Here is a 21,583-nt window from a genome sequence, read left to right on the forward strand (position 1 = left end):
CTCCTCGCCGACGGTCTCGAGTTCGTCGGCGAAGGTGACCGGCGTGACCGGCCACTGCGCGGCGGCGGCGTCGGAAGCGAGGAACGCGATGACCGCGTCGAAGTCGTCATCGGTCATCTTCCACAGCACCTTGTCACGCAGGATGCCTGCGTTGGTGACGATGACGTCGAGTCGCCCGAACGCCCCGACTGCCCGCTCGACCAGCGCTTTCGCAGTTTCGGTGCTGCCCACCGGGGCAACGACGGACACCGCTCGCCCGCCGCTGCGAGTGATGTCGGCGACTGCCTGTTCGGCGGTCTCGGCGCGGACGTCGTTGATGACGACCGAAACACCGCGGGCGGCCAGTTCCCGGGCGTAGGCGAGGCCGAGCCCCTGTCCACTGCCGGTGACGATGGCGACCTTTCCACTGAGATCCATGGCGTTCACTCCTGTCGAGATGCGTACAAATTAGGTCTATATGTAAATTGTTGAGTTTGTCAATCATTTGGGTCTGCTAGTCTTCGCCGGGAAGGAGGGCGATGAGCAAACGGCGAATCCTGGAGGAGGACCTCGGCTTCCTCGTCTCCCGAGCCGGTGCACAACTGGTCCGGGCGACCAATCGCGCCCTCGCCCCATTGGGCCTCAAGGTGCGCGCCTACAGCGCCCTCGCGGCCGTCTGCGACGAACCCGCCGGGATCACCCAGCGCCGGCTGGCGGCCGACGTCGGACTCGATCCGAGTCAGATCGTGGCCCTCGTCGACGAACTCGAGAACAAGGAACTCGTGGTCCGCGAGCCCGATCCCAGCGACCGGCGCAACAAGCTGATCGTCGCCACCCGGGCCGGTCGCGAATTGTGCGCGCGGGCAAGGAAAGTGTCGGCCAAGGTGGCCGACGAGGAACTCGGACACCTCGACGACGTGCAACGTGAGACGCTGCGTGCCGGCCTCTACCGGTTCACTTTTCCCGACCGCGCATCAACCGACGAGACCCGCCGACACTGACGGGGTACACATGGCGCGCAGGCGGTCCTTGCGGATCTTGCCGGTCGCGTTCCGCGGGATCTCGTCGAGCACGACGAATGATCGGGGAATCTTGTAGCGCGCCAACCGCTCTCCCGCCCACGCCGCGATGTCGTCGGCCGTTACCGACGAACCCTCAGCCAGAGTTACTGCGGCACAACCCACCTCACCCCACTTCTCGTCGGGAATACCGAAGACGCCACACCCGACGACGCCCGGGCAGGACAGGATGACGGCCTCGATCTCGGCCGGATAGATGTTCTCTCCACCGGAGATGATCATGTCCTTGAGGCGGTCGACGATGCGCACATAGCCCTCATCGTCGCGCACACCCACGTCCCCGGACCGGAACCACCTGTCGTCGACGAAGGTGGCCTCGGTGGCATCCGGACGATTCCAGTACTCGCGCATGACATTCGGGCCCTCGAAGAGGATCTCACCACGCTCGCCGGGTGCCGCCTCGGCACCGTCGGCGTCGACGACCCGGACGTCGGTGAAGAAGTGCGGGACACCCGCGGACCCGAGTTTGCGCTCCGCCTGAGCCGGTCTGAGGATGAGCGCGCCGGGACCGGTCTCGGTCAAACCGTAGGCTTGACACAGTGCGACCCCACGTTCGGTGTAGGTGTGCAGAGTGTGTGGTGGTACCGGCGCGGCCGCGACGATCAGGCGTCGGATCGAGGACAGATCGGCGTGTGCCCAGTTCGGATGCGCGCTCATGGCGTCGAGCATCGTCGGCACACAGAAGGAGTACGTCACGCGCTGCTCGTCGATGACACTCAGCGCCCGACCCGGGTCGAAGGTCTCGTGGATGATCAGTGTGCCACCTTTGAGGATGGTGGGCAGGGACACGAAATTCATTGCTGCCGTGTGGAAGAGCGGCGCCACCACCAGCGACACCTCATCGGAGGCGATGTCGAGGTCGAGGATCGGGTTCAGCACCGCGAAGGTGACACCGCCGTGGGTGAGCACCACCCCCTTCGGGTTTCCCGTGGTCCCGGAGGTGTACATGATGAAACACGGTTCCTCGTGGCCCACCGGGATGTCGATGCGTGCGGCGTCGGCATCCGCGATGAGCTGTTCGTATCCGAGGGCGTCGTCGTCGGGGTCGCCGTCGACGACCACGCGACGGGAGGTACCGGCGTCGTGCGCGGCGGCCGATGCCACCGGACCGAGGTCCGTGGAGTGGATGAGAACCGTTGCGCCCGAGTCGGTGAGCGCGTACGTCACCTCGGCGCGGTGAGGCGTGCGTTGAGTGGCACGAGGATGGCGCCGAGTAACCCGGCAGCGAAGAGCGCCTCGAGATAGACGGGATGATTGGCGCTGAGCAGCGCCACCCGGTCGCCGCGATGCACACCCAGGTCGGCCAGCGCGTGCGCGAGCCTCGTCACCCGATCGTCGAGTTCCCGATAGGACATCCTCTGATCCCGGAAGACGATGGCGGTCGCATCCGGTGCCTGCCGCGACGCGCGATGGGGCCAGGTCCCGACACCTTGATTCTGCACGATCACTCCTCGCTGATGTGGTCGCGATCACCATACTTTTCAATGATTTAGATTGCCAACGATTATGGTGGAACATCCCGGCGAGGTGCACTGTTGCACCGAGCATGAGTGTGACCGTGGACATCTGGACCGACATCAACTGCCCGTTCTGCTACCTGGGGAAGAAGCGATTCCTCGACGCACTGGACGGCTTCGACCATCGCGACGACGTGCACGTCATGCATCGCTCCTTCGAACTCGACCCGACGCTCGGACCCGAGGACACCGGCTCGGTGGAGCAGCACATCGCCGGCAAGTACGGCATCAGCGTCGAGCAGGCTCGTGCCAACGAAGACCGGATCGGGGCGCAGGCCGCCGAGATCGGGCTGCCCTACCAGACACGTGGACGCGACTTCGGCAGCAGCTTCGACATGCACCGACTGCTGCACCATGCCCTCGCCGCGGGCAGGCAGGACGAGCTCCTCGACGCGCTCTACGACGCCAACTTCGGGACCCCGGAACCGCTCTTCGGCGACCGGGAACGACTCGTCGCCGTCGCCGTGGCGGCCGGGTTGGACGAGACCGACGTTCGCCGCGTTCTCGCCGACCCCGACGTCCATGCCGAGGCCGTCCGCCGCGACGAACAGCAGGCCGCCGCCCTCGGCGTGACCGGCGTCCCGTTCTTCGTCATCGGCGGCAAGTACGCGGTGTCCGGCGCGCAACCCACCGAGGTGTTCGGCCGGGCCCTGCAGATGGCCTGGGCCGACCAGCCCACCCTTGTCGACGTGAGCGCCGACGACGCCACCACCTGCGGTCCGGACGGGTGCGAGATTCCCGCGGCCCGTTCCTGACCGCGCGCAACGAGCCGAAGGAAGTGCACCTCAACCAGCAGGAGGCGTCTCAGTGGACGTTTCCACCGGCCGGTCCGGATCCGACGACCACTGCGAGAACGATCCCGGGAACAAGCGTGCTCTGACGCCGGCGATCTCCAGCGCCGCAACGGCATGGGCGGCATTGATGCCCGAACCGCAGTAGGCGATGACGTCGGAGCCTTCATCGACGCCCACCTCGGAGAACAGCTTTCGCAACTCGCCGGCCGGCCGGAAATACCCGTCGGCGTCGAGGTTGGCGGTGGTCGGTGCGTTGCGGGCGCCGGGAATGTGGCCGGCACGCGGATCCACCGGTTCCACCTCACCCCGATACCGTTCGGCCGCACGGACATCCAGCAGTACCGCCGTCGAGTCGGCGACCTCGTCGATGTCGGCGACCGGCAACTGCCCGGGACGCAGGGTGACCGAGCCCGCGCGCGCGATGCCGCCGTCGCCCTGCGCGGTTCGTAAACCGGCGGCCCGCCATGCCCCGAGACCGCCGTCGAGCATCCGCACGTCGGTGATACCCGCCCAGCGCAGCAGCCACCACGCCCGGGCCGCCGCGAGGTTGCCGTAGTCGTCGTAGACCACCACGGTGACGTCGTCGTCGATCCCCCACCGACGCGCGGCGGCCTGCAAATCGTCGACGGCGGGCAGCGGATGACGTCCACCCGCCGCGCCGGCCGGTGGGGCGGCGAGTTCGCTATCGAGATCGACGTAGATGGCACCCGGCAGATGACCGTCGCGGTAGTGCTGACGGCCGTCATCGTCACCGAGCTGCCAGCGGACATCGAGAATCACCGGCGGCGTCGGCGACAGCATGAGTTCGGCGAGATCGGTCGCGGTCACCAGCACATCAGCCATGCGCCGAGCATACCGAGACACCGCCGGCGAGCAGATCGCGTCCGGAACGTCAGGCGGTCACGAACTGTAGGCCCGGATCCAGTCGACCAGCAGGTACGACGGGTTGGGGGTGGTCGCGTCGGGAGCACCAGGCCAGTTGCCGCCGACCGCGAGGGTGAACAGCACATAGGTCGGTTTGTCGAAAACCCACTGCTGTCCGCTGCTCAGCTGCGACGACGTGAACGTCGCCACGGTCCGGTCGTCGATCTTCATCACGAGCCGTCCACGCGACTTCGTCACCGAGTAGACGTGATAACCGGCGGCCAGGTCGACGCCGAGCGAACCGCTCACACCGCGCTGCCAGTGTCCGCCACTCGTCGTCGGCCCGTGGACCGTCGTGTTGTAGCGCAGCGCGTTGTTGGGCGCCTCGATGACGTCGATCTCCCCGGACTTGGGCCAGCCCGCGCTGTAGATGTCGGTACCCATCAGCCAGAACGCCGGCAACAACCCTTGTCCGGCAGGAAGTTTGATACGCGCCGAGACGGTACCGAAGGTCAGCGAGAACTTGCCGAAGGTGTTCATGCGGGCCGAGGTGATGCCGGTGGTGTCACCGCGGACCGCGATCACCAGGCGCCCGTTGCCGTCGAGGTAGGAGTTCGACCGCGACGAGGTGTAGGTCTGCCATTCGTTGTTTCCCCACCCACCTCCGCCGGTCTCCCAGTTCCACTTCGACGACGCCGGGGACGCCCCGGACGGGCCGGTGAACTCGTCGGACCACAGCAGCGTCGCGCCGCGCGCGGGATGCGGTACGACCGTACCGATGGCGGCCAGAGTCACCGCCGAGATCAGGATCACGAACCATCGTGAGAACCGCCGAACGTGGAGCATGTGAAACACCTTCCGTCGCAGTCATGTCCCCCGTGTCGCTCCTCCTCCCGCATTGACCTACCGGTCAACTCTGCCAGGTCGCCCGAAATGACCGGTTCGTTACCGAAACGTTCACCTCGGAGTGCGGGTGCTTGAATGGATGCAAGGGTCCGGCGAATCGGACGGACCGAACACGAGGAGGCAACTGTGGCGGTGTTCGCTGCCGTCGCATTGGCGCTCATCACGTTCTGGCTCCACCGGCGCCTCGTCCGCGCGACGCGCCTGTCGCGACCGTGGTCATGGATCGTCGACGGGGTGCTGGTCATTCTGTGGGCACTCGCCGTCATCGGGGCCGCGTCGGGCAGCTATCTCGATCCCTCCTGGGCGCGCGCACCGGCGTTCGCGGGTATGACGTGGCTTGCCGTGGTCCTCTATCTGGCTCTCGGCCTGGCATTCGTGGGCATCGGCTCGCTGATCGAGCGGCTCATCCGCCGGCTGCGCAGCACCGAAGCCGACGACGCCTACCGGGTCCGCCGCCTCCTGGTCCTGCGTACCGCGACCGTTCTGGTGGTGATCGCCTCGGTGGTGACCGTGGGGTACGGGCTCGTCGAGGCGGCCCGACCGCGCGTCGTGGACGTCGACGTCGCGCTGCCGCGCCTGCCGGCGGGATTCGACGGGGTGCGCATCGCGGTCATCTCCGATCTGCACGTCGGCCCCACCCGCGGTGCCGCCTTCACCCGGCGCGTCGTCGACCAGGTCAACAGCACGCGTCCCGACCTGATCGTCATCACCGGTGACCTGCTCGACGGAACCATCTCCCGGGTCGCCGACGATCTGACCCCACTGGCCGAATTGTCCGCTCCGCTGGGCGTTTTCGGAATCAGTGGCAACCATGAGTTCTACGCCGACGACGGCGGACGATGGCTCGACGTGTGGGACCGCCTCGGTGTCCACACCCTGCGCAACCAGCGAGTGGAGATCCACCGCAACGGCGACACCATCGACCTCGCCGGCATCCAGGACTACACCGCGCCCGCCCCCTACGAACCGGATCTGCCGGCGGCACTCGCCGGTCGGGACCCCAACCGTTTCGTGCTCCTGCTCGCCCACCAGCCGCGGCAGGCGAAGCAGGCCTCGGATCTGGGTGTGGACCTTCAGATCTCCGGTCACACCCATGGCGGCCAGATGTGGCCGATCCGCTATCTCGTTCCGCTGCAACAACCCTCACTCCAGGGTCTGGACCAGGTCGGCAACACCGCGCTGTACACGACGCGCGGTGCCGGCGCCTGGGGACCGCCGGTGCGCGTGGGCGCGCCACCCGAGATCACATTGATAAAAATCATGTCTCAATGAGGCCGAATCGGTTTCTGGTGCATGCCCAATCAGGTCGATAACCTGGAGGAATGCTTGTTGCACCCACCACCCTCGTAGCCGCCACATCGTCGGATGATCTGGCGGCCGCGCGCCGACAAGCCCAGTCCTGGCGATCACCGGAGATCGGTATCGCCGACCGCGATCTCACCGACGCCGCGCTCGACGACCTGATCGCCACCGCGCAGGCGGCATCCGAGGATTCCTTTGCCCGGGCGGTCACGGCGATCGCCGCGGCTCGCGCCGGACGCTTCCCGGTGATCCCCCACATCGACGCGGCGGGCGAGATCTTCCGCAGCTTCCTGCGCCACGATCGCATCGACGGCTGGCTCTACATCCGCGAGTCCGACGGGTATCTGCACCCGTACCTCGTCATGGACATCACCTCCGAGCACGGCGACCGCACGCACGGCCCCCGGATCAAGTTCACGATGGAGGCAGACAACGCGACGGTCAAACGTCCCTCCCGCAAACCGCGGGTGCTGTATTTCGAGGAAACCGAGATCGTCGGGAAGACGCCCGGAGATGTCCTGGTGGCCGCCGGCGCGTACAAGGAGACCCCGGACCTCAAGGCGGAGTACCAGGCCCGTCGCGACACCTACCAGCAGATCATCGACCACGGATTCGGCCGGCAGTACACCTTCACCGGACGTGTGATCCGTACCGACGACTACCGGTCACCCAACAAGCGCGAGAACCGCAAGGTGGTCCATGATGTCGCACCCGGTGAGGTCGCCGCGCTGCGCATGGTCGCGCCGTCGATCCTCTTCGACAGCGACGACTTCGAGCAGCCCGACGCCGACGAGTACGGTCCGGTCCCGGTGATCACCGCCGTCCGCGTCTTCGACCTCGGGGCCCAGGATTTCCTCGACGTCAACACCGGTGACCTCACCCCCTATGTCTACGATCCGCATCTGCAGGACAAGCTGGTGTTGCCCGACGAGCAACGCGAACTCCTCAACATCCTCACCACCGACATCTCGGTGTTCACCGGCGACATCATCGACGGCAAGTCCGCCGGCAACGTGATCCTCGCGAAAGGCCGTCCGGGCGTGGGTAAGACACTCACCGCCGAGGTGTACGCCGAGGTCACCGGGCGCCCCCTCTACTCGATCCACTCCGGATCTCTGGGCATCACAGCCGAACTCGTGCGCAAGAACCTCGAGGTCATCTTCGACAGGGCCAAACGCTGGGATGCCGTCCTGCTGCTCGACGAAGCCGACGTGTTCGTGATGGAACGCGGCATGGACCTCGGCCAGAACGCCATCGTCGCCGAATTCCTGCGCACCCTCGAGTATTTCGACGGCCTGCTGTTCCTCACCACCAACCGCATCGACGGCGTCGACGAGGCCATCCTCGCCCGGTGCGCCGCCGTCATCGAATATCAGCCCCCGGGCCCCGACGACGCTCGCGAGGTGTGGCGAATCCTCGCCGCCGGCAACGACGTCGTGCTCGACGACGATCTGCTCGACGACCTGGTGGCCGGTTTCCCCGGCATCACCCCACGCGACATCAAGATGCTTCTGCGCCTTGCCCTCCGGATGGCACGACATCGTGGCACCGACCTCGACACCTCGGTCTTCGCCAGCAGTGCGGCCTTCCGCGGCCTGCACTACCTGCCGCCCGAGGCCCGGTAGTCGCGACCGAGGGGCCCGAAGAGTACTGACTCGGCAGCGAAACCACCCTATTCTCGCGTCATGCCATCACTCGCGCGGTCCTGGTGGTCTCGCATCGAACCCGACGACGCCCGGGAGCGGATCACCGACGTCAACGACGGGATCGTGGCGGTCGCCTGGATGGGGCTCGGGCCTCGCCGGAGCGGAGGTGAGCGCGGCCACGTCGTACATGGTGATCAGCGTGAGCACGCTGGTGGGCGCGATGTCGGTCTTCGGCGCCAAGCTCGGCGAGAGCTTCGCCGACCGAGAGGCGCAGCAGGCCACCGTGGACTACGAGCGCAGCCGGATCGAGCGCACCCCCGAGGAAGAGATCGCCGAACTCGCCGACTGGTTCGAGGCCAAGGGAGTCACCCCGCAGACCGCCAGGGCCGTCGCCGAGGAACTATCGGAGGCCGACGCGCTCTCGGCGCAGCTGGAGATCGAATACGGGATACGCGATCTCACCACGCCATCCGATGCCTGGCAGGACGGTCTGTGGGCTGGACTGGCGTTTGTCCTCGGCGCCCTCGTACCGCTTCTCATCGCGGTCCTGGTCCCGATCAACTGGCGCTCGGAATGGACGATCCTCGCGGCAACCCTCGCCCTGATCCTGACCTCGGTCGTCCTGTCGGTGCTCGGCCGGTCCCGAATCTGGATGACGATCGCGAGGTCGGTGATCGTCGGCCTCGGAACGCTCGGCGTTTCCTACGCGCTGGGCGACTGGCTGCTCTGATCGTCTCCGTGACAGAGACACCCCACAGACACCCCACCGCTCCCCGGAAGGTGCCGCGGGGAGCGGTGGGGTGAGCAGCAGAACTCGAAGTGGTCAGGCCTCCGGGTCGAGAACGAAATCGTAGACCGTGACGAAGCCCTCGCCGTTCGGGTTCTCCTTCACGTCGAGCATCAGTTCCGGCTTGACGGCCGAGGCGATGTCGTCCTCGTTGTGCGGGTCCCCGGGGAAGTACAGCTGCGAGGTGATGAGCTGATAGCCCGGTGCACTGACCTTGAAGTGCAGGTGCGCAGGACGCCACGCGTGCCAGCCGGCGGCCTCGATGAGCTGGCCACACGCGCCGTCGGTGGGGATCATGTAGGGCGCCGGACGCAGGGTGTGGATCTCGAAGTTGCCGTCCTCGTTGGCAATCCAGGTTCCGCGCAGGTTCCACTCGGGCAGTCCGGGGGCGAACTGGGAGTAGAAACCGAGGTCGTCGGCATGCCACAGCTCCACCTTGGCACCGGCGAGCGGGGTACCGTCCACGGCACGCACCTGACCGGAGAACACCAGCGGGTCACCCGGCTCGTCGTCGCGCATCGGGATCGTGCCGTTCCACGGCAGTTCCGGCGAACCCTCGATGTAGTAGGGGCCCTCGATGGTGCCCTTGCTGCCCTCGCGGTGCTCGTTGGCCACCTCTTCCACCGAATGCTCGAGCCACACGTCGAGGAACAGCGGCCACTCACCGTCGTTGCCGACCTTGATGAGCCACGCCTTGAGCGCGTTGTATTCCTCGTAGCTGACCTTGTCCTCGAGGACGATCTCGTTGAGACCCTTGATCACCTTGGACGCAAGGTAATTGACGCGGGCGGTATCGACGACGCCGGCGCGCTTGCCCGCCGACGCCCTGCGCTCGGCGAACCGTGCCGAGGCGTTGGCACCGGACTCGGCGGCCTTCGCATTCACCTCAGAATCAAAGCTGGTGGTCATGATGAGTACTCCTTCTGTGTAGGCCTGGGGGGGCTGACGATGCGGATGAGGGCCTGCTCAGCCCGCAGCGATATCTGAGGGATGGGTGGCCAGGGGGGTCACCCGGATGGTCATGTAGGGAAACAACGGCAGCCCGGACAGGATGTCGTGCAGCTCGTTGTTGTCCGCGACATCGAAGATCGAGAAGTTCGAGTACTCGCCGACGATGCGCCAGATGTGTGGCCACTTGCCGGAGCGTTGCAACTCCTGCGAGTACGCCTTCTCCCGGGCCACGGTGTCGGCGCGGACATCCGGGTCGAGATCGTTCGGGATGTTGACGTCCATGCGAACGTGGAACAGCATCCGCTCAGCTCCGTTCCTGATCGATGCGGTAGTGGGCCAGTTTGTCGGGATCGATCTCGATCCCGATTCCGTTGCCGGGCAACCGATGCAGGAATCCACCACGGATCTGCAGCGGCTCCGTGAGCAGGTCGTCACTCATGTCGAGGAAGTTCGAGAGTTCCCCGGCGTAGTGCGACGTCGACGAGTAGGCACATCCGAAGGCCAGCGTGCAGGCCGAACCCACCTGACCGTCGATCTGGTTGCCCATCACCACCTCGATGCCGAGTCCGTCTGCAAGATGGTGTACCCGTTGCGAATTGGTGAAGCCGGTGCGTGCGGTCTTGATGTTGATCGCGGTGGCCGAGCCGCCCAGGATCTCGCGGGTGACGTCGGCCGGTGTCGGCACCGACTCGTCGGCGATGAAGGGCACCGGGGTCTGCCCGACGAGCCACCGGCGTCCCAGCACATCATCTGCGGGACAGAGCTCTTCGGCGAACAACAGGTCCAGGTCACTCATCTCGCGCATCGCCCGCGCCGACTCCGCCGGCGACCAGCCGCGGTTGCCGTCGACGTACAGTTCCACCTCACCGCCGAAATGCGCTCGCAAAGCCCGCACCACCGCGGTGTCGAGGGTCACCGGACGGCGTCCCACCTTGACCTTGAAAGTGGTGATGCCGTAGGTATCTCGCATCTTCTGGGCCTCGGCGACCATCACTGCCGGCTCGTCGAAGCCGAGCATGTGGCTGACCTTCATCCGATTGGTGAACCCGCCGAGCAGATCCGAGACGGAGACGTCGAGCGTCTTGCCCAGCGCGTCCCAGATCGCCATGTCGATGGCGCATTTCGCGGTCGGGTTCCCGATGGTCCGGGCCATCCGGTCGCCGGCGACCTCACGTTCGAGCAGCGTCAGGCCGACGATCTGCGGGGCGAAGACATCCTCGATGACCGCGACGATGCCGCGTTGGGTCTCGCCGTAGGTGAACGGGCGCGGGGGTGCCTCCGCGACACCGACGACACCGTCGTCGGTGTGCACACGGACCAGCACGTGCGACGCCACCCGGACCTCACCGGAAGCGAAGACCAATGGTTTGCGGTACGGGATGGCGAACGGGATCGCTTCGATCCTCGTGATTTTCACAGCAAGTCTCCTGAAACAGAGGCGAATTCGGCTTCGATGACACCGATCACGGCGTCGACGACGGGATTGTCCTCGGAGGCACGGCGAGCCAGCGCGAGCTCGACGCTGCCCGCATCGACGAGGTCACGGATCACGATGCCCTCAATCGGCAGCGACCGCACCGACGCCGGGACCACCGCGATACCGAGGCCCGCCGCGACGAGCGCGAGCAGCACCGCGGTGCCGGGCGCCTCGTGATCGCGGCGTGGGACGAAATCGGCTGCGCGACAGCTACGTAACACGGCCTCATTGACTGCCGAGTCACGGCTGCCGTACATCACGAAGGACTCGTTGCGCAGGTCGGTCATCGACACGACAGGTTCGACGGCGAGCCGATGATCGGCACTGACCGCGAGCACGAGCTGCTCGGAGTCCAGGGTGCGGACCTCGATGTCCTCACCAACCGACGGTGGGCGCAGCAATCCGAGGTTGGTCGCACCGCTGCGCAGCGCGTCGCACTGTGCCGGGGTGAGCATGTCCGCCGAGATGGCCACGCCCACGTCGGGCAGCTCGCGGTTGACCGCGCGCACAATTCGCGGCAGATGCGAGAAGGCGGCGGTGCCGGTCAGGCCGAGCCGGACCAGGCCGCTGCGGCCGGCGGCGATACGACGTACCCCGCGCACCGCGTCGTCGACGCTGCCGAGGATGCGCTGTACCTCGGTGTAGAGGTACTCGCCGGCGGTGGTGGGCGTGACGCGACGCGTCGTCCGGGTGAACAGCGGGACATCGAGTTCGGCCTCGAGCTGCCGGATCGCGTAGGACAGCGCCGGCTGCGCCACATGCAATTGAGCAGCCGCCTGCCCGAAATGACAGGTCTCGGCCACCGCTGCGAAATAGCGGAGGTGACGCAGTTCCATGAGTTCGGCCTTTGGTGCGAGCGTGTGGGCTGTTGCTCGACCCACCTCGGTGTGACGCGCAACACGTACTCCCAGGGTAGGACCGCCATACATAACTGACAAGGACTTGGTTTTGTCCCATTAATCGCTGCTGTTTATCAATAGAGCCCTCATCTGGTACTAGGTATTTGCCTAGTGTGATCGGTGGCACACAGTGGGAAAGTGCAAGAGACAGCCCACAGGAGGACTCTGCACATGACCACTTCTCTGCCCCGCCCGGCCCAGCACCAGACGCCCCTTCCGACGCACCTGGGACATGTGTCGTCGGTCCTGTCCGACGCCGTCATCGACGACCGCGACGCGGGTGTCTACCGGGCCAACCGGAGGATCTTCACCGACGAGGAGATCTTCGAGTTGGAGATGAAGCACATCTTCGAGGGCAACTGGCTCTACCTGGCCCACGAGAGTCAGGTGCCCGAACCCGGCGACTACTTCACCACCTACATCGGTCGCCAGCCCGTCGTCATCACTCGCGGCAAGGACGGCGAACTCAACTGCCTCATCAACGCCTGCGCGCACCGCGGCGCGATGATCTGCCGCCGTAAGACCGACAACCGGACCACCCTCACGTGCCCCTTCCACGGCTGGACCTTCCGCAACGACGGCACCCTGCTCAAGGTGAAGGATCCCGATGATGCCGGCTATCCGGAGACCTTCAACGTCAACGGCTCGCACAACATGACCAAGGTGGCCCGGTTCGACAGCTACCGCGGCTTCCTGTTCGGCAGTATCAACCCCGACGTCGTCGACCTGACCGAGCACCTCGGTGACACCACCAAGATCATCGACATGCTCGTCGACCAGTCCCCCGAGGGTCTCGAGGTGTTGCGCGGGTCGTCGACCTACACCTACGACGGTAACTGGAAAGTGCAGGCGGAGAACGGCGCCGACGGCTATCACGTGACAGCCACACACTGGAACTACGCCGCGACCACCTCACGCCGCAACACCGGCGAATCCAAGAACGACACCAAGGCACTCGACGCCGGCGGCTGGGGCAAGTCCGGTGGTGGATACTGGTCCTACCCCAACGGCCACCTCTGCCTGTGGACCTGGGCGGCCAATCCGCAGGACCGTCCGCTCTGGGACAAGATGGATCTGCTCAAAGAGAAGTTCGGGGATGCCAAGGGCGAGTTCATGGTCAAGGGGTCACGCAACCTCTGCCTGTACCCCAACGTCTACCTGATGGATCAGTTCTCCACCCAGATCCGCCACTTCCGGCCCATCGCCCCGGACAAGACCGAGGTGACGATCTACTGCATCGCTCCCAAGGGTGAGAGCGATCAGGCACGCGCACACCGGATCCGCCAGTACGAGGACTTCTTCAACGCATCCGGCATGGCCACCCCGGACGATCTCGAGGAGTTCCGTTCCTGCCAGCTCACCTTCCGCGCCGAGGCCGCACCGTGGAACGACATGAGTCGCGGCGCCCAGCACTGGCGAAACGGGCCCGACGAGGTCGCCGAATCCCTGGACATGCCCGGGGTGATCTCATCCGGGCGCAAGAACGAGGACGAGGGGCTCTACCCCGTCCAGCACGGCTATTGGCTGACCGCGATGGAGGCGGCACTGCAGGCCGAGGAAGCGGCCGAGGCCCACGCGAACGGCAAGGCAGGAAACTGAGATGACCACCACTGACATGACCCCCACCGGAACTCAGACACCGGTCTCGGCAACAAAACTCATCACCCAGAACGCCATCGAGCAGTTCCTCTACCGCGAAGCCCGCTACCTCGACGACCGCGAGTTCGAGAAGTGGCTCGACTGCTACGCCGACGACGTCGTCTACTGGATGCCGTCGTGGGATGACCGCGACAAACTGGTCGAGAACCCGCAACGCGAGATCTCGCTGATCTACTACCCCAACAAGGGTGGCCTCGAGGACCGGGTGTTCCGCATTCGGACCGAACGATCCTCGGCGACCTCACTTCCCGAGCCGCGGACGAGCCACAACATCAGTAACGTCGAGGTCATCGAGCGTCGAGGAGACCTCGTCGACGTCCGATTCAATTGGCACACCATGTATTTCCGATACAACACGGTGGACCCGTACTACGGCACCTCGTTCTACACCATCGACTTCTCCGGTGATCAACCACTGATCCGCCGCAAGACCGTCGTCCTGAAGAACGACTACATCCACCACGTGGTGGACATCTACCATTTCTGAGGGATGACCATGACAGTCACGACCGACCGGTCGGCAGGTCCCCCGTCCGCCGAGGAAGCCACCGCCCATCAGGTGGCGCTCACCTTCGAGGACGGCGTCACGCGATTCATCACCTGCCGCGACGACCAGACCGTAGCCGACGCCTCCTACCGACAGCGCATCAACATTCCGCTCGACTGCCGCGACGGTGCATGCGGAACCTGCAAGGCGTTCTGCGAATCCGGCGACTACGACGGCGGAACCTACATCGAGGACGCGTTGACCGACGCCGAATCCGCCGAAGGTTATGCGTTGCCGTGCTGTATGAAACCGAAGTCCGATCTCGTCCTGCAGATCGCCGCGACCTCGGACATCGCCAAGACACAGGCGGCCACGTTCACCGGGAAACTCGTTGATCTCGAGCGTCTCTCGGAGTCGACGGTGCGGATCTCGGTGGACATCGAGAACCGCGGCGCCCTGGCGTTCCTGCCCGGCCAGTACGTCAACTTCGCCGTACCCGGAACCGACGACGGTGCCGGCAAGCCGATCACCCGCTCGTACTCGTTCGCCAACGGACCGCACGAGTCGCGACTGCAGTTCCTGGTGAAGCTCACTCCCGGCGGCGTCATGTCGACATATCTCACGGAGCGCGCCACGGTCGGCGAGGCGGTCAGCTTCACGGGCCCGCACGGATCGTTCTTCCTGCGTGAATCCTCGCGTCCCGTTTTGCTTCTCGCGGGCGGAACCGGGCTGGCACCGATCCTGTCGATGCTGCGCAAGTTGCACGACGATGACAGTCCTCGCAAGGCGCACCTGATCTACGGGGTGTCCACCGACACCGACCTGGTGGCACTCGACGACATCGAGTACTTCGCTCGCGAACTCCCCGGCCTCACCTGGGATCACTGTGTCTCCGACCCGAACTCGTCGGCGACCAACAAGGGCTACGTGATGAGCCTGATCCGCGATCAGCACCTCTATGACGGTGACGTCGCCGTGTACCTGTGCGGTCCGCCGCCCATGGTCGAATCCGTCCGCAGCCACATCAGCGAGGCCGGCATCGAACCGACCGGCTTCTACTACGAGAAGTTCGCCCTCGCCGGGGCCGCGGCGGCCAAGACGACTACCTCCTCACCGGCGGCCGAGGCCACCGACGCACCGATGTCGACCGCGGCCGGCAACCCCGAACCCGCTGTCGCCGAATCTGTTGTCCCCGAATCTGTTGTCCCCGAATCTGTTGTCCCCGGATCTGTTGTCACCGAGTCGGCCACCACCGTCGACGTCGACACCGACGAGCTCATCACCGCCCCGGACGCCCGCGCGATCGCCGGCCAGGTGACCTTGCCGTCGGCCGAGATCGACCCGTTGGGCCTGTCCGTCGGCACCGGCCCCGACAGCGATTCGCTGCTCCGCATCGCTGGTCAGCAGGTCTGGTCGGACATCACCGGCGACGGGGATCCACTCGACTCCGATACCGGTGCGCTGCTGCCACATCCGGCCCGCGCGATCGCCGGCCAGGAGGTCTTCACCGCTGCCGAGGTGCAACCGCTCGTCGCCCCGGCTCCTCTGCCGACGGAAACTGTTGTGCCGCAATCCGTGCAGGCGCCCACTCCGGCCGTCGCGGCCGGCGCGCCGACCGTCGGCTCGCAGGGCTACGAGATCGGTGAGGAACATCCGGGTGTGCACGAGTCCGACGCGCTGTTCGAGGCACGGGCCGCGCTGGAACTCGGTGCGCTCGAACTGACCTTCGGCCGGCTCAGCACCGGTCAGCTCACCGGTTACCGACTGCTCGCCGAAGCGACCCTGCCCTACGTCGAGGATGACCACTTCGTGGACGCCGCCGAGTACACCGAGACCAACGCCAACTTCCACGACTATCTGTTCACGCTCACCGGCAACAGCCATCTACTCGAGGCGTATTCGGCGCTCGGCGTCAAGGGCCGCATGGGGGAGGTCCTGCGCAACGCCACCTGGTGTCACCCGCTGTGTGCACGCGATCACGTCGACATCGTCGACGCCTTCGAGTCGGGTGACCGGGACAAGGCGCGTGCTCTGATCAGTGCCCATGCCGACCGCTCCAAGCAGACCATGCGTCGGGCGATGGCCGACGAGATGGCCTCACGCAGACCACGTTTCGTCACTCCCGGTCGGTTCTCCGGCAAGGTCGTGGTGGTGACGGGGGCCGCTCAGGGCATCGGCGCCCAGACCGCACGCCGCATCGCGGCCGAGGGCGGCACCATGGTGCTCGCCGACCGGTCCGACCTCGTCAACGAGCTCACCGACGAATTGCGGGCGGATTCATCGGCTCTCGCGGTCGTCTCCGACCTCGAACGCTACGACGGCGCGACGGCGATCGTCGAGAAGGCGCTCGCCACCTTCGGCCGGGTGGACGTGCTGATCAACAACGTGGGCGGTGCGATCAACTTCAAGCCGTTCACCGAGTTCACCGACGACGAGATCCGCGCCGAGATCGACCGGTCGCTGATGACCACCCTGCACATGTGCCGGGCGGTCCTACCCGGCATGGTGCAGCGCGGTAGCGGCGTCATCGTCAACGTGTCCTCGGCGGCCACCCGCGGTATCCATCGGATTCCGTACTCGGCCGCTAAGGGTGGGATCAACGCGATCACCGCGTCACTGGCGGTGGAGTACGCCGAGCACGGCATCCGGGTGGCGGCAACCGCCCCCGGCGGCACCGAGGCACCACCGCGGCGGATCTCTCGTGGCACACCCGAGCCGCGCAACGAGACCGAGTCGCAATGGTTCCAGGCGCACATCGACCAGACGCTCGACTCGTCGCTGCTCAAACGGTACGGGACGCTGGACGAGCAGGCCGCCGCGATCTGCTTCCTCGCCTCCGACGAGGCGTCCTACATCACCGGGACGGTGCTCCCGGTGGCCGGCGGTGACCTCGGGTGACCTCCGACCGCCCCATCTGAACCGGCCCGCGCAATACGATGAAACGCGTGGTGAACAGGGCGCGGTGCATCGGGCGGCAACCTGAACTCGACGTACTGGCCGAGGAGGTCCGCCACGCCGAGCGCGGCGGAGTTCGCCGCGTCGCGGTCATCGGTCAGCCGGGCGTCGGCAAGAGCGCACTCCTGCGCGCCGCCGGCGACTACCTCTCCGCAGATCACCCCACTGCGGACCGGAGCGCCGAGGTGCTGTTCGCGACGGTCCCGGCGGATCGGTCCGCGGCGCCCGGCGCGATGCTGGCCCAACTCCTGCAAACCGAGCCGGGCCCCATTGCGGAGATGACCGACGCGCTGCTGTCGCGGTTGTCGGGGGCGGGTCCGGTCGTGGTCCTCGTCGACGATGCGCATCACGCGGATGACGAATCACGCTCTGCGCTCGCCGGTCTGCTCGCCCGTCATCGCTCATCACCCGTCGTGGTCGTGGAGGCGGTGAGCGCCGAGACGTCGTCACCGCTCGCAGACACCGAGTTGCGCCTGGGTGGTCTCGATCCCGAGTCGGTGGGTGAGCTGGCCCGCGATCGCGGCATCATCCTGCATCCGTCGATGCGTGATCATCTGTGGCGGCACACCGCCGGCGTACCGCGCGACGTCCTGGGCCTTCTCGACGAGGCACCCCGGACGTTGTGGTCACAACCCGGGGGCGATCTTCCGGCACCGGCACGCACCCGGGACGAGACGGCCCGGCACCTTGCTTCCTGCCCCGCCGACGGGCGCGCACTCATCGAAGCGATCGCTGTCCTGGGCGACGAGGAAACGCTCTCTCTCGCAGCAACTCTCGCCGAGGTTACCGATGCGTTCACGGCCGCCGATCAAGGTCTGGCGACGGGGCTGCTGATCCGCTCGGCGGATCTCGCGCCGGGGCAGGTGAGCATCCGCCTGCGCAGCCCCATCATCCGTGCCGCAGTCATCGAATCGATGGGGCTGCAACGGGTCTCGGCAGCACATCGGCGGGCTGCCGAGTTGGTGACCGACCCGGTGACTCGACTGCAGCATCGGGTGGCGGCCACCGTCGGCACCGATGCGGCGCTGGCTGACGAACTCGACGCACTGGCCCGCACGCGTGCCGCCGACGGCGCCTGGCGGGAGGCGGCCAGCCTGTTACGACAGGCCGGGCGTCTCACCGACGAGGGACTGGTGCGCGACGAGCGTCAGACCCGTTCGGTGGATGCCCTGCTGTCCGCGGGCGACTGCACCGCCGCGGCGGCACTCATCCCGGCGATCGAAACACTCCGCGAAACCGCCTTGCGCAATGCGACTCTCGCCTATCTGGCCATCCTGCGGGGACGATCCGCCGAAGCCGAGGTACGGCTGGATCGCGCCTGGTCGATCGTGAACACCGAACGCGACCCGGACGTGGCATCACTCATCGCCGCACGCCGGGTGCTTCACGCGCTGATCCGCGGACAGGGAGCCGATTTGATCGAATGGGCCGACCGAGCCGTCGAATTGACCGGCCCCACATCACCTACCGGGGTGGAGGCCACCGTCATCCGCGGTCTCGGCGAGGCGTGGTCGGGCCATCCGCAACGCGGTATCGACACCTACCACACAGTGTCCGAGGCCATCCGGCACGGCGCACAGGCCCAGCGGGCCACGATGGGCCGCGGCTGGCTCCAGCTGGGTGTCGACGAGTTGGATGCCGCGCGTACCAGTCTGGAAACGGCGGTATCGATGGCCCGGCTCGGCGGGTCCGACCGAATCACGTTGTGGTCGTTGGCGTGGCTCGCGCGCGTCCGGTTTGCGATCGGCGAGTGGGATGCCGCCGTGCATGCCGCGCGGGAGGGACTTGCCCTGGCGGCCACCAGCGGGATCACCATTGCCACCGGTCTTCTCGAATGGACGCTGGCCCAGATTCTGTCGATGCGCGGCGACTGGGATGGCGCACACGAGGCGGTTCGGCACGCCGAGTCGGCCGGCGCTGATTATCCGACCATGGAGATCCCCGCCCGACTCGCCCGCGCGCACGTCGCCGAGGCTGCTGCCGACTACGCAACGGTCATCCATGCCCTGAGTCCGCTGGTGGGCCTGTCACGTTCGGTCCCCGCACTCGTCGAACCGGGATTCTGGCCGTGGGTGGACGTTCTGGCCAACGCCCTCATCGTCGAAGGACGGCTCGACGACGCCGAAACGCTACTCGCCGGCCATGAGCAGCGCGCGGCCGACCGCGCTCATCCCTCCGCGCAGGCCCGCCTCGGTTATGCCCGCGGACGCCTCCTCGGCGCGCGTGGCGACATCAATGGTGCGCGAGGTGTTTTCGAGCGTTCCGTCGGGCTCGTCCAATCCAGCCCCAACCGGTACGACTCCGCCCGGGTCAACTTCGCCTACGGCCAGACATTGCGCCGGGCCGGTAAACGTCGTGATGCCGACCGGGTGATGACGGCGGCCCGCGACATCTTTCTCGCCCTCGGTGCCCAGACCTACGTCGACCGTTGCGACCGCGAACTCAAGGCCGGCGGCCTCAACACCTCCCCCGGCCGACGCGACGACGTCCACCTCACACCCCAGGAAGAGTCTGTCACAGCGCTTGTGGCACAGGGCCTTTCCAACAAAGAGGTTGCAGCCGAACTGTTCATCTCCACCAAGACGGTCCAGTACCACCTCACCCGCATCTACGCGAAGCTCGGATTACGCTCCCGCGCCGAGCTCGTCGCGGCCCGGCGGTGACCGCGCACCATCTGCCGGCCGAGCAACCCCAGCTGCCGGTTGAGCCGGCCCCCAACTGCTGGTTGAGCCGGGACCCCCAACTGCTGGTTGAGCCGGGACCCCCGTCGGCCAGTTAAGCCGGCCCCCCAACTGCTGGTTGAGCCGGGACCCCGTCGGCCAGTTAAGCCGGGACCCCCAACTGCTGGTTGAGCCGGGACCGTCGAGCGAAGCGAGACGGACCCGCGTCGAAACCACCCCCGACCAGGGACTGTCCGCGACCCGAATATTCAGGCGTGTGGACAATATCCGGGAGATCATCACCCGATCAGGGATAGTCACCACATGGCCGCCCACATGTACATCCTCGAATGCTCCGACGGAAGCTTCTACGTCGGGAGTACCCGAAATCTCGACGAGCGGATCGCTCAGCACCTGAGCGGTCGTGGCTCCGCGTACACCAGCCGCCGGATGCCGGTCAAGCTTGTCTACTCAGCCGAGTTCGAGCACATCGGAGAAGCGTATGCCGCCGAGAAGCGCGTCCAGGGATGGTCACGCGCGAAGCGGTTGGCGTTGATCAACAATGACTTCGGCGCGCTTCGGCGTCTTTCGGTGAAAGGTGGCGACAGGTCCCGGTGAGTTGCGTTCCCGACTGCGCTGTCGGTACGGACATGTTTGGCTCGCCGATGGTTTCGACGCGGGGCCGTCACGCTATCGCTCGACGGTCCCGGCTCAACCAGCAGGCGGTGGCGCGGTTTCGACGCGGGGCCGTCACGCTACCGCTCGACGGTCCCGGCTCAACCAGCAGGCGGTGGCGCGGTTTCGACGCGGGGCCGTCACGCTACCGCTCGACGGTCCCGGCTCAACCAGCAGGCGGTGGCGCGGTTTCGACGCGGGGCCGTCACGCTACCGCTCGACGGTCCCGGCTCAACCAGCAGTAGGGGATGCCGGCTCAACCAGAGGAACGCCGGTCCCGGCTCAGCCAGCAGAGGCGACGGTTTCGACGATCGGTGCATCCGTCTTGGCGCGCACGTCGTCGAGACTGACCTCCGGAGCAAGTTCGACCAGGTCGAAACCTGTTCCGTTGGTGTCGAAGACGCCGAGATCGGTGATGACACGGGACACGACGGCACGTCCGGTCAGCGGCAGGGAGCACTCGGCCACCAACTTGGCATCGCCCTTCTTGGTGACGTGTTCCATCAGCACGATCACCTTGCCCGCACCGTTCACCAGATCCATGGCGCCGCCGATGCCCTTCACCATGGCACCGGGAACCATCCAGTTGGCGAGGTCGCCGTTGGCGGCCACCTGCATACCTCCCAGGACGGCAACGTCCACATGGCCACCACGGATCATGGAAAAGCTGGTGGCCGAGTCGAAATACGACGCACCGGGAAGTACGGTCACCGTCTGCTTACCCGCGTTGATCAGGTCGGGATCGACTTCTTCGTCGTACGGGTACGGCCCGACACCGAGGATGCCGTTCTCGGCATGCAGGGTGATTCCCGAGTCGTCGGGCATGTAATCCGGGATCAGGGTCGGCAGGCCGATACCGAGGTTGACGTACTCCCCTGGTTGCAGTTCGCGGGCGGCGCGGGCGGCCATTTCCTTACGGGTCCAGCTCATGACGGTCTCCTCATCA

General features: G+C 66.3%; 18 protein-coding genes and 2 pseudogenes. 10 read left to right on the plus strand and 10 right to left on the minus strand.

Annotated elements, in window-relative coordinates; all coding sequences use genetic code 11:
- Positions 1-87: 87 nt before the first annotated feature.
- Positions 88-417, minus strand: a pseudogene (locus tag GBRO_RS20580) (SDR family NAD(P)-dependent oxidoreductase); the annotation flags it as partial.
- A gap of 101 nt (positions 418-518) precedes the next feature.
- Here GBRO_RS20580 and GBRO_RS20585 point away from each other — a divergent pair.
- On the plus strand, positions 519-980 hold the full coding sequence (locus tag GBRO_RS20585; protein WP_012835807.1) for a MarR family winged helix-turn-helix transcriptional regulator: 462 nt from the start codon (positions 519-521) through the stop codon (positions 978-980).
- On the opposite strand, the gene GBRO_RS27815 is transcribed toward GBRO_RS20585, so the two are convergent.
- Together GBRO_RS27815 and GBRO_RS27820 are read right to left on the minus strand one after the other, a co-directional pair.
- Positions 954-1,409, minus strand: a complete 456-nt coding sequence (locus GBRO_RS27815; RefSeq protein WP_370452960.1) for an AMP-binding enzyme — start codon at positions 1,407-1,409, stop codon at positions 954-956. The two genes, GBRO_RS20585 and GBRO_RS27815, sit on opposite strands and share 27 nt — an antisense overlap.
- Before the next feature lie 45 nt (positions 1,410-1,454).
- Positions 1,455-2,413, minus strand: a pseudogene (locus tag GBRO_RS27820) (AMP-binding protein); the annotation flags it as partial.
- A gap of 191 nt (positions 2,414-2,604) precedes the next feature.
- On the opposite strand from GBRO_RS27820, the gene GBRO_RS20595 reads away from it, so the two are divergent.
- A complete protein-coding gene (locus tag GBRO_RS20595) occupies positions 2,605-3,330 on the plus strand; it encodes a DsbA family oxidoreductase (RefSeq protein WP_012835808.1) in 726 nt (241 codons plus the stop codon).
- 30 nt (positions 3,331-3,360) lie between these two features.
- Here GBRO_RS20595 and GBRO_RS20600 read toward each other — a convergent pair whose 3' ends face one another.
- The gene (locus GBRO_RS20600) at positions 3,361-4,212 is read right to left on the minus strand and encodes a sulfurtransferase (RefSeq protein ID WP_012835809.1); all 852 of its coding nucleotides are present in this window, start codon (positions 4,210-4,212) and stop codon (positions 3,361-3,363) included.
- 57 nt (positions 4,213-4,269) lie between these two features.
- The gene (locus tag GBRO_RS20605) at positions 4,270-5,079 is read right to left on the minus strand and encodes a glycoside hydrolase family 16 protein (protein WP_012835810.1); all 810 of its coding nucleotides are present in this window, start codon (positions 5,077-5,079) and stop codon (positions 4,270-4,272) included.
- A 186-nt stretch (positions 5,080-5,265) separates the two neighbouring features.
- Between GBRO_RS20605 and GBRO_RS20610 the strand changes: the two genes are divergently transcribed.
- The 3 genes from GBRO_RS20610 to GBRO_RS20620 all read left to right on the plus strand — a co-directional run bounded on the left by GBRO_RS20610 (position 5,266) and on the right by GBRO_RS20620 (position 8,817).
- The gene (locus tag GBRO_RS20610) at positions 5,266-6,411 is read left to right on the plus strand and encodes a metallophosphoesterase (RefSeq protein ID WP_012835811.1); all 1,146 of its coding nucleotides are present in this window, start codon (positions 5,266-5,268) and stop codon (positions 6,409-6,411) included.
- A 50-nt stretch (positions 6,412-6,461) separates the two neighbouring features.
- Positions 6,462-8,066, plus strand: coding sequence for an AAA family ATPase (locus GBRO_RS20615; RefSeq protein ID WP_012835812.1), 1,605 nt, complete (start codon positions 6,462-6,464; stop codon positions 8,064-8,066).
- A gap of 187 nt (positions 8,067-8,253) precedes the next feature.
- Positions 8,254-8,817, plus strand: coding sequence for a VIT1/CCC1 transporter family protein (locus GBRO_RS20620; protein ID WP_012835813.1), 564 nt, complete (start codon positions 8,254-8,256; stop codon positions 8,815-8,817).
- A 93-nt stretch (positions 8,818-8,910) separates the two neighbouring features.
- Here the strand turns inward: GBRO_RS20620 and catA are convergent, their stop codons facing one another.
- From catA to GBRO_RS20640, 4 genes are read right to left on the minus strand one after another with little or no spacing between them, the layout of a single operon-like run.
- A complete protein-coding gene (gene catA, locus GBRO_RS20625; protein WP_012835814.1) occupies positions 8,911-9,783 on the minus strand; it encodes a catechol 1,2-dioxygenase in 873 nt (290 codons plus the stop codon).
- A gap of 57 nt (positions 9,784-9,840) precedes the next feature.
- Positions 9,841-10,125, minus strand: coding sequence for a muconolactone Delta-isomerase (catC, locus tag GBRO_RS20630; protein WP_012835815.1), 285 nt, complete (start codon positions 10,123-10,125; stop codon positions 9,841-9,843).
- Between the two features lie 4 nt (positions 10,126-10,129).
- Positions 10,130-11,242, minus strand: a complete 1,113-nt coding sequence (locus GBRO_RS20635; RefSeq protein WP_012835816.1) for a mandelate racemase/muconate lactonizing enzyme family protein — start codon at positions 11,240-11,242, stop codon at positions 10,130-10,132.
- Positions 11,239-12,138 (minus strand): LysR family transcriptional regulator, encoded by a 900-nt coding sequence (locus GBRO_RS20640; RefSeq protein WP_012835817.1) that lies wholly within the window; start codon positions 12,136-12,138, stop codon positions 11,239-11,241. Before GBRO_RS20640 ends, GBRO_RS20635 begins: the two co-directional genes overlap by 4 nt.
- A gap of 234 nt (positions 12,139-12,372) precedes the next feature.
- Here GBRO_RS20640 and benA point away from each other — a divergent pair, with 234 nt between their 5' ends.
- The 5 genes from benA (at position 12,373) to GBRO_RS20665 (ending at position 20,580) form a co-directional block, all read left to right on the plus strand.
- The gene (gene benA / locus GBRO_RS20645) at positions 12,373-13,800 is read left to right on the plus strand and encodes a benzoate 1,2-dioxygenase large subunit (RefSeq protein ID WP_012835818.1); all 1,428 of its coding nucleotides are present in this window, start codon (positions 12,373-12,375) and stop codon (positions 13,798-13,800) included.
- Between the two features lies 1 nt (position 13,801).
- Positions 13,802-14,347, plus strand: coding sequence for a benzoate 1,2-dioxygenase small subunit (gene benB, locus GBRO_RS20650; protein ID WP_012835819.1), 546 nt, complete (start codon positions 13,802-13,804; stop codon positions 14,345-14,347).
- A gap of 9 nt (positions 14,348-14,356) precedes the next feature.
- Complete coding sequence (benC, locus tag GBRO_RS20655) at positions 14,357-17,245, plus strand: benzoate 1,2-dioxygenase electron transfer component BenC (RefSeq protein WP_012835820.1); 2,889 nt, start codon at positions 14,357-14,359, stop codon at positions 17,243-17,245.
- A gap of 38 nt (positions 17,246-17,283) precedes the next feature.
- A complete protein-coding gene (locus GBRO_RS20660; protein WP_012835821.1) occupies positions 17,284-19,965 on the plus strand; it encodes a helix-turn-helix transcriptional regulator in 2,682 nt (893 codons plus the stop codon).
- Between the two features lie 321 nt (positions 19,966-20,286).
- Entirely contained in the window at positions 20,287-20,580 is a 294-nt protein-coding gene (locus GBRO_RS20665; protein ID WP_012835822.1) for a GIY-YIG nuclease family protein, read from the plus strand.
- Between the two features lie 339 nt (positions 20,581-20,919).
- Here the strand turns inward: GBRO_RS20665 and GBRO_RS20670 are convergent, their stop codons facing one another.
- Positions 20,920-21,567 (minus strand): 3-oxoacid CoA-transferase subunit B, encoded by a 648-nt coding sequence (locus GBRO_RS20670; protein WP_012835823.1) that lies wholly within the window; start codon positions 21,565-21,567, stop codon positions 20,920-20,922.
- Positions 21,568-21,583: the final 16 nt, after the last annotated feature.

This window comes from Gordonia bronchialis DSM 43247 (genome assembly GCF_000024785.1).
Taxonomy (GTDB): domain Bacteria; phylum Actinomycetota; class Actinomycetes; order Mycobacteriales; family Mycobacteriaceae; genus Gordonia; species Gordonia bronchialis.